The organism is Edaphobacter aggregans DSM 19364, assembly GCF_000745965.1.
GTDB lineage: Bacteria > Acidobacteriota > Terriglobia > Terriglobales > Acidobacteriaceae > Edaphobacter > Edaphobacter aggregans.
The window spans coordinates 1-9,382 of the sequence record NZ_JQKI01000180.1 but is presented as its reverse complement, the minus strand read 5'-3'; the positions used below and the strand labels follow the sequence as shown (position 1 = coordinate 9,382).

The window sequence follows — 9,382 nt, the reverse complement described above, 5'->3', positions numbered from 1 at the left end:
CGGCTTTCATCACCATGCAACCCTGGCCATCGCCGCCTACGGCTTCCTGGTGCAGGAGCGGTGCCTATTTCCCCCCTCCGGCAACTCCCCGTCGCTCCAAGTTGCCCAAATCCGCTTTCCCTTACCCGGCTTGCCAGCAACATTCACGCCCCGAGGTGCTACCGGTAAGAACCGAACGGCATAATCCACACTCCATCGCCACCCTGCGCCGTCTGATCGCTACCCACCTCGCTCGATCATTGCCCAGGTGTCCTTGTTGCCTTCGCGTATATTTATAACACAGTAGTACTAAGACGATGGTGGTAAAAGCCGCCGATGGTACCGAGCACACGATCAAATGGGCGGACAAGACCGCCCGTGGAAGGTACCAAGGACACTGGCAAAGACATTGAGGAGGGTAGCCAAGGTTTCGGTGAAATACACGGAAAAAGCAGGTGATAAGACTGCTGTTGGGGTGAAGAATCTTGGCAAGGCGAGTGCCAAAGCAGTGCATTGATTAGTTGAAGGTATAACTGCGTCCACCCGCTCGGCTGGCAGAGGCCTGTCCGCCAGTGGGATCGTGGCAACATCACTGGTTTCTAGCCGAGCATCTTTAGCATGCGGATAAGCTCAGGAGCGGGCGTGGCATATAGCACAACTGGGAGCATGGGTAGTGCTGCCGATATTGCCAAGGTAAGGAGAGTTGGCTTGTCGATCGGCACAACGTGCATTTCTCTCACAACTGCGAAACTGGTTCCGAAGTCGGCTATTGAAGACGCGTCGGGATTTCCCAGGAGCGTCTCGCTCGCAGAATGCCCGTTTCGAATCCACTTCAGATCAAACAACTGGTACACCCCCGAGTACCAGACTTTTGATCGTGGTCTTAGACATACCGAGACGAGTGTGCATAGCTCTCCTGGAAGACCCCTTCTGGTCTCCGTAACAGAAAACATACAGTGTGGTGCCCGGGCGCGTAACTGTCACTTGCGACAGTGGTGGATATTCGTCGGAAGTTGGTACCATTGAGTCTCTGTGACAGGCCATCGTCGCTGACCTCGGCGACTGTTGTAAGCGAACAATTCAAGCTCCCACGACGACCTGAATAATGTGTTCAGACGGCAGGCATGGGAATCGTTTTGTTTGTGTTACGCGCCAAGCTGCCGTTCATCTCCCGAATGGATTCATAAGCCCCGTTTTCTCGCACCTGTCGCAAGTGACAGTTCCAGGAGAACTGCGATCGTAGTGGAATCGGTGATCAGCGATAGCGACTCGACTTGGCGAAAGATCTCAATTTGAGAGTCGCCATGGGTTGGAAGTCGCAAGGAGAGAGAGCATGGAGATTAGAGCGAAGTATCTAAGGATGGCGGTGGGAATGCTTGCCGCCTCGAGCTACTTGCTTGCGGGCGCAATCCCTGGTACGGCGCAAGCAGCAGGCGCGAAAAAACCCAACATCCTCGTAATCATGGGCGACGACATCGGCATGTGGAATATCGGCGCGTATCACCGCGGCTTGATGGCCGGCAAGACACCGCACCTCGACAAACTTGCCAAAGAGGGCATGTTGTTCACCGACTACTATGCTGAGGCGAGTTGCACTGCAGGCCGTGCTAACTTCGTTACCGGTCAACTGCCAATCCGCACTGGAATGACCACCGTCGGCCAGGCTGGCGCGTCGGTTGGATTACCTGCCGAGGCGGTGACGATAGCCACGGTTCTGAAGTCGATGGGCTACGCAACCGGCCAGTTCGGCAAGAACCATCTCGGCGACAAAAACGAGTTCCTGCCCTGCGTTCACGGCTTCGACGAATTCTTTGGCTACTTGTATCACCTGGATGCGATGGAAGACCCCGCGCATCCCAACTACCCGCAGAATCTGTTGAATGTCGTCGGCCCGCGCAACATGGTCCATTGCTGGGCCACAGACTCGGATGACAAGACCGATATGCCCCGATGGGGCCCAATTGGCAAACAGAAGATTGAGGATGCAGGGACGCTTTATCCCAAGCGCATGGAGACCGTGGACGACGAGATCCGCGACATGTCCCTCAACTTCATCGACAAGGCCAAGAAAGACAACAGGCCGTTCTTCGTGTGGCTGAACCCGACCCGTATGCACATCGTCACGCACCTCTCTCCGAAGTATGAAGCAATGCGGAACGCAGAAAATGGATGGTCGGAAGAAGAAGCCGGCATGGCACAGCTGGACGATGACATCGGTCTGGTGATGCAGAAACTGAAGGACATCGGTGAGGACGAGAACACCATTGTTCTGTTTACCACCGACAACGGCACGGAAGTCTTCACGTGGCCCGATGGCGGCCAGACACCGTTTGCTCAATCCAAGGGAACCGTACTTGAGGGTGGCTTCAGAGTGCCCGCAATTCTTCGCTGGCCCGGTCATGTGCCTGCGGACTCGGTGCAGAACGGTATCTTTTCCGGTCTGGACTGGTTGCCTACGTTCGTCGCGGCGGCTGGTAATCCGAACATCGCTCAGGAATTGCTGGCAGGGAAAAAGATCGGTGACCGAACCTACAAGAACCATTTGGATGGCTATAACCAGATGGACGCCATCACTGGCAAAGGCCCATCCGCTCGTCACGAGATCTTCTACCTCGGCGAAAGCACTGTCGGGGCAGTCCGCATTGACGATTACAAGTTCCGTTTCATTGACCAACCGGCTGGGTGGGTGGGTGAAAAGACCCATCCTGACATACCTTACATCACCAACCTGCGTCTCGATCCCTTCGAGCGTACGGGCTGGCCCAACAATGGAACGAAAGAAGGAGGACAGCAATACTTCGATTGGTTCAAGTACCAATTCTGGCGTTTTGTGTTCGTCCAGCAGTTGGTGGCCAAGGAACTCCAGACCTTCCTCGATTACCCACCGATGCAGCGGGGCGCCAGCTTCAACCTCGACGCAGTCAAGGCGGAGATGGCGCGGAGGATGGCCCAGGCGCAAACTGCGGCCAAAGGCCCGAGCAACTAACGAGATGGCCCTTACTGGGGCGGCTCGGTAGGGCCGCCCGGCTTTTCGGACTGGACAAGATCCAAATCAAAGTGAGAGCGAAAAGAGTAAAAGATCAAACCGCGAGCGCGCCTGCTCCGCAAAGTTCGGTAACAAGCTCCGACCCGTTCGCTCGAGAATTGGACGATAAGTGGCACTTCGAAGTCGCCCGTATTTGTGGTTTGTAGGGCCCCATGGCACAGCCGGCTTTCGTGGCGTAGACACAAGCTTTCATGCCAGTTTCGGTGACATCATTTCGCTAGGTACCCGCAGGGGCAATCGACGAGAAAATTACTGCTGCGGCCCTACTTCATCGTAGGCTGCATGGAGGGAGGCGTTTTGCAAATTCAAGCTCGTCCCGTGTGATTGTGTACCGACGGCCTTCATACCGCTTCGCCGTCACGACCGAGCCCATTTCTTCAAGAACCATTGCCGACTGCGTCACGCGCCACCATGGCACGGACAGATCGGGATTACCTGAACCGAAAAGACCGGAGTACCGGCGAGGTCACCCGTGTGAGTCAAGTCGGTATCCGGCGGTCCAATAAGCCCACCGGTAAGGGTGATCAATCCACCATAGCGCGGCGGATGACTTGCCTCAAACTCTGTCGCAAGGCAGACGCATTGCGAGAATCCGCGGACGATCCGGGTATCTCATGAAGATCGAATATTCTAGACCAAGTCCTTAGCATTTGGGTTTGGGGAGAGCATTCTCGGCTGCCCCATCCAGAAGCGATTGTTCGCGCGAGTGAGAAGGCCAACACTGCAGGCCTGAAGACATGCACGCGCCTCCTGATATGGCCCGACATACCGGAGAGTATCGGGTATCCTTCGGTAAACGCGCGGCAGCCAGCGCAAGGCACAAGTCGCGGCACGTTCTTCTCGCTTGCCGTACGTCAGCGCAAACGCTTCGCGGAGCCCATCAGGCATCCATGCAGCCGTGAGCGCACGGTACCAATGTGGAACCGGTACCCAGGAACCGCGGCCGTGGAGTATGCGGTGCGCCATCTCTCGCGAAAGCGTGTTCACACCAAGCGTGTTCGACGCCCACATCGTTCGATTGTAGGCCTCGAAAGCGGACCAATCCGTAGGCAAGGCACTCGCCGGTATCCCGAACAGCGCCGCCAACCTTTTGCTCTCGCCGTAATACGCCTCCCGCTCACCGGGTGAGAGCGGTGGCAGAACGCTCTCATAGGCAAGTAAGGCGCTCTCTACCAGCGTCGCATAGACCCAGCAAAGTGCCCCGATTTCATTTGCCTCATAATGTGAGCCGCGCTCGTAAGCGGCTACGGATTCGGGAATCTCACCCAGGACACGTGTATGCAGTTGATAGAGATAGCGGGAACTTGCTAGTGCTTGCTCGAGAGTGCCAAATATCATCGTGAACACAACACGGAAGGTATTGTGAAATCTCACAAGTGGATCTGCCCTGAGGTTTGAGTGTTGATCAAGCGCTGCAGCGACCCAGGGATGCGCCAGTTGGAGCAATGCTGCGCGTCCAGCGCCTAGAAACAACCCTGATTCTCGATTGACCTTCCAGCCGATAGAGGATGGTCCGAAAATGCCGGTACGTGGGTCAGCGGTACAATTCGCGGCAGCAGTCCACAGATGGGAGATGTCTTCTCTGGATACCGGCGATCGACTAGTGTCCATACTCCCTTAGATTCAGAATGGAGTTCTAACGTTCCTGTGTTTAGCTCCATGGAGCTTGGTCCTTCTTGCGTTCAACAAGTGTCTATATTGGTTTACAATAAATGCGCTTTCCGAACGGCTGCTCGCGAGAAAAGCCATGAACCCACGATGGCCATCGACCTGTTTCTGGCGGGGGTATAGGAGCAAGAATCACTTCAACCCTCTGATCTATTTGTGCTCCTCTCTGCTTGTCGCGGGATTTGTTTTCGCCCAAGGCGAGGAAAACCTCCGCGAGCGGCGCGAAGACATGGTCAAGACGCAGATTGCTGTGCCGCGCGCGAGCGGAGCGGATAGGGTGCGAGACCCGAGCGTCCTCGAATCAATGCGCAAGACACCACGTGATCGCTTTGTGCCCGCCGAACTCATACGCTACGCCTACGATGACCGGCCACTCCCTATAGGTTATGGTCAAACCATCTCGCAGCCTTACATTGTGGCCAGGATGACAGAACTCCTTGAGCCGAAAAGGGAGCACCAGGTACTGGAAATTGGCAGCGGGTCAGGCTATCAAGCCGCGGTTCTTTCCCCGCTGGTTGCACAGGTATACACCATCGAAATTATCGAGCCGCTCGGCACCGCCGCCCGCCAACGGTTGGCAACTCTAGGCTACAATAATGTCGAGGTGCGCGTTGGTGACGGATACTTCGGCTGGCCCGAGAGAGCGCCTTTTGACGGCATTATCGTGACAGCCGCGGCTAACCACATTCCACCCGCTTTGATTGAACAACTGAAGCCCGGGGGAAGGATGGTGATTCCAGTGGGCAATCCTTTCCAAACCCAGATGCTCATGCTGGTTACCAAGGGCAGCAAAGGACCGCGTGACCTCACGGTACGTAACTTGATGCCCGTGGCGTTTGTTCCCCTGGTCGGTGGCCCGCGGTCAAACTGAAAGCACAGGCATCTCGGACTCGTTGCCTTGGCAGCAGACGGCGAAGCGACTGACGCATTCAATCTATGTCTGTCTATGATCAGATTCGCTGCATTCTGGTCGGCATCCGGTGCCGTGAAGTAGCGCTTCTGCTGATATCAGCGTCGGTGTTGTCCTACCAGGTCATACTGGTGCGCGCCTTTTCCATCGGCCAGTGGCACCACTTCGCCTACATGGTCATTTCGATTGCACTTCTCGGCTTCGGCGCGAGCGGTACACTGCTCGCGGCAATCGAGCGACGCCGGACGCCCGCCATGTTGTTGCATGGATCCCGAGCAGGCTGGTTCGCAATTTCTGCGACATCGTTTGCGGTCGCACTGCCGGTCTCTTTCTGGCTTACGCAGCGTGTTCCTTTTGAAGCATTCCGGATTGTCTGGGAACCGCGCCAAGTCCTGTACCTGGGGTGCTACTACCTCTTACTCTCCGTTCCATTCTTTGCTGCCGCGACCGCCATCGGCCTCGCGCTTACCAGCGAATCAGAGAAGTGTCCCCGCCTTTACGCCTATAACATGGCCGGTTCAGGTGCAGGTGCACTTCTAGCAATGATCGCGTTGTCCATCGTGCGCGTGGAATGGGCGGTGGTAGGTGTCATGGGTCTCGCGCAGGGCGCTGCAGTATTTGCCTTGCTCGATAAGAAGCTGTTGGTTGATCGAGGCTCACGCCGGTTCTTTGCCGCGGCTAGCGTTGCGATCATGGTAATTGTGACGCTCGCTTACATCCTTCGTCCACCGGCCGTCCGTTTGTCGCAGTATAAGGGCCTCAACTATGCGCTTAACCTTCCTCATGCACAGGTGGTGGCCGAGCGATCCAGCCCTGTCGGCCGTGTAGACGTCGTTGCCAGCCCGGCTATCCGCGAAGCCCCGGGTCTTTCGCTAGTCGCACCAACCGATGCGGTCCCGCCAAAGCAACTCGGGCTCTATGTGGACGCGGAAAGTGCCGGAGCTATCACTGCGTTTAACGGCGACACTAATACACTCAACTATCTCGACTGGATGGCCACAGCGGCTCCTTATTTCGCTCTTCAGAGTCGGCCTCGGGACTTGCGTGTCTGTGTCCTGGGTGCTGGTGGCGGCGCGGGTGTTTTGCTGGCGTTGCGGCACGCCGCCCGCCAAGTGGACGCAGTCGAGCTCAACCCCAACGTGCCGGAGTTGTTGCGAGGAGACTTTCAAGACTTCGCTGGCGGGCTCTACGACCGGCCTGAAGTACGCGTCCATCGTGCGGAGGCACGAGCTTTTGTGCAGGCAGCGCGCGGGACCTGGGACGTCATCGATCTCTCGCTGGTCGACTCCTTTGCGGCATCGGCGGTGGGAGTTGGTGCTGTAAGCGAGAACTATCTTTACACTCGCGAGGCTTTCCAGGCTTTTCTAAGCCACCTCCGTCCAGGCGGCGTGCTAGCGGTAACGCGTTGGACGCAAATGCCGCCGCGTAACGAGCTAAAGTTATTCGCCACGGCAGTCGCCGCGCTAGAACGGATGGGCCTAAACCCGACTGAGCGTTTGGTCTTGATACGAAGTTGGGCAGTGGCTACGCTCTTGGTGAAGAAGGAACCGTTCAGCACTCCAGAATTGTCTGCCTTGCACCAATGGACCGAAGAGCGCTTGTTCGACGCATCCTATTTCCCCGGCATTGCGGCGGACCAGCATAACCGTTTCAATGTATTGGAGCGCGATTATTACTTCGAGGCAGCAAACGCCTTCCTGGCCGGGGGCCAAATCCGGGAACAATTTTTACGCGACTACGCGTTTAATGTGAGACCTGCCACCGACGATCGCCCCTACTTCTTTCACTTCTACCGCTGGCGTGCGCTTCCTTTAATATTCCGTACTTTCCGGCAATCGTGGATTCCGTACTCGGAGTGGGGTTACCTGATCCTGGTCGCAACACTTGCACAGGCGACCCTGTTGGGGATCCTGCTGATTGCTTCTCCTCTGTTTCTACTGCACCGTCCCCTCCCATCCGTTGATTCGCAAGTGTTAAAGCCGCGTTCCCACAGGATACTTCGCCTGCGAGTCCTTCTTTACTTTCTCGCATTGGGTCTGGGGTATCTGTTCGTGGAAATGGCGCTGATCCAGCGGTTGGTTTTCTTTCTTGCTGATCCCATCTATGCCGTGGCCGTGGTTCTAGCGGGCTTGTTATTTGTCTCCGGATTGGGCAGCGCGTTTGCTGCGCGGCAACTACGAAGGGGAATCACGGCAGCTCGGTTAGCGTGTTTGGCCGCCATCGTCGTAGCCGTTACAGGAACCGTCTATGCACTCGGATTGCACACTATACTTACGTCGCTGCTCAGTTGGCCGCTGTCGGCCCGAATGGCCCTCGCATTCATAGTGATACTGCCGTTTGCAGCCATGGGCATGCCTTTTCCCCTTGTCCTTCGCCAACTTGGCCAAACCCGCCCAGAACTGTTGCCCTGGGCCTGGGCTATTAATGGCTGTGCCTCTGTAATCGCTGGTCCCCTAGCCACCCTGCTGGCTCTCGGTGCAGGGCTTCCAATAGTGCTGCTTTTGGCCTCGGCGTGTTATGCCATGGCGGCACTGCTGGCAGGAACGTGGCAAAAATGGTTTGCCCAAGAAGAGCGTGATGCTTTGTTACGATAACTGTCGCGCGGCGCTCAAACCCTAGAACGAAACCGATGCACGGAAAAAGGATAGTGTCATTGAGCTTATATCCCGGACAAACTTCAGCAGGAACTTCGACAGGGTTTATGTGCAACAGTCCGGGATTTCAGTGTAGTGACAATGCAGTTAAATCCCGGGAAAGGCTTGAAAATAAACAAAGTGACTCCGGGAATTGAGGACACGTGACACCTGTAAGTTCACAACTTTTTGCAATTTGTTGCGTCCTTGTGACATATCGCCGAGTGTTCTCGCTTATTCTTCAATCCGATGGAAATGGGCGCTTCTCCTAAAGCGCACGGGCGCCTTTCCGAAAGCGCGCTATGTTGAAGTTTCAAGTTCGACGATGGTCCGAGCGTCCTCGCATGTTGGTATTCATGCTGGGAGTTATGTTGCCCGCTGCTGCGTTCGTCGTATTCGGAGTATTGCACCTTAGGAAAATACAACGAGACAAAGCCATCGAGGCTGTCTTTCAACGGGAGTATCAGCAGGTTCTGGCTATCGCCGAAAAGCGGATTGATAACCGCGCTTATGAAATCGCCGAGGAAGCCAGGGTGAAATTTCCCGGTGTGAACCAAGGCGACGAGCTGGAGGCTTTCCTGGCGTCACACAGAGACATTGCACATGCGTTTCTTTGGACAGGGAAAGGCCACGTCGAGAGTCAATCTCAGCCTGATCGCATGGGCGATCCTGAATTTGTTGAAGAAGGCAAGAAGTTCGTATCCATGATCGGACCTTGGTTTGACCTGGAATCCAAAGACTGGATCACCAAACTGAAGAAGATCGAGGCGATGGAAGGGAGGCGCGTCTACCTTATTGACAATTGGGTATCCAGGGGCGACAAATGGCAGTATCAGTCTTTGGTGCTATTCATACCTCGCGGTTCGACTGCGGAGCATCCCGCTCTGGCAGGGTTTGTCTACGATACCGACTATCTGAAGGACAAGTTTTTTCCGCAAGCGCTGAACGAAGTGCTGCCAAATCAGAACAAAAACGATACATCCCATCCTCAACCAGCGATCATGGTACGGACTGCAAAGGACCACGCTCCTTTGGCTACTTCCCTCTGTTGGGATGGAGGTTCGCCTGAAGTAGAGCGTAATTTTGATGGTGTCTTCCCCGGACTGATTTTGGGAATTAAACTGCGCGGGACTACGATTGCGAACA

The 9,382-nt window shown here is 55.7% G+C and carries 4 protein-coding genes and 2 pseudogenes; 5 read left to right on the top strand and 1 reads right to left on the bottom strand.

Translation table 11 applies throughout. The features are described from left to right. Positions 1–184: pseudogene (locus tag Q363_RS43305) on the top strand (IS701 family transposase); the annotation flags it as partial. A gap of 1,128 nt (positions 185–1,312) precedes the next feature. Beyond that, the gene (locus tag Q363_RS28440) at positions 1,313–2,965 is read left to right on the top strand and encodes an arylsulfatase (protein ID WP_051979464.1); all 1,653 of its coding nucleotides are present in this window, start codon (positions 1,313–1,315) and stop codon (positions 2,963–2,965) included. A gap of 690 nt (positions 2,966–3,655) precedes the next feature. Here Q363_RS28440 and Q363_RS28435 read toward each other — a convergent pair. Continuing rightward, the gene (locus Q363_RS28435) at positions 3,656–4,636 is read right to left on the bottom strand and encodes an oxygenase MpaB family protein (protein ID WP_084080871.1); all 981 of its coding nucleotides are present in this window, start codon (positions 4,634–4,636) and stop codon (positions 3,656–3,658) included. Positions 4,637–4,691: 55 nt separating this feature from the next. Here Q363_RS28435 and Q363_RS28430 point away from each other — a divergent pair, with 55 nt between their 5' ends. From Q363_RS28430 to Q363_RS28420, 3 genes and pseudogenes are all read left to right on the top strand, one after another. Beyond that, entirely contained in the window at positions 4,692–5,564 is an 873-nt protein-coding gene (locus Q363_RS28430; RefSeq protein ID WP_211256404.1) for a protein-L-isoaspartate(D-aspartate) O-methyltransferase, read from the top strand. A 65-nt stretch (positions 5,565–5,629) separates the two neighbouring features. Next, entirely contained in the window at positions 5,630–8,197 is a 2,568-nt protein-coding gene (locus Q363_RS28425) for a spermine/spermidine synthase domain-containing protein (RefSeq protein ID WP_051979463.1), read from the top strand. Positions 8,198–8,580: 383 nt separating this feature from the next. Next, positions 8,581–9,382, top strand: a pseudogene (locus tag Q363_RS28420) (sensor histidine kinase); the annotation flags it as partial.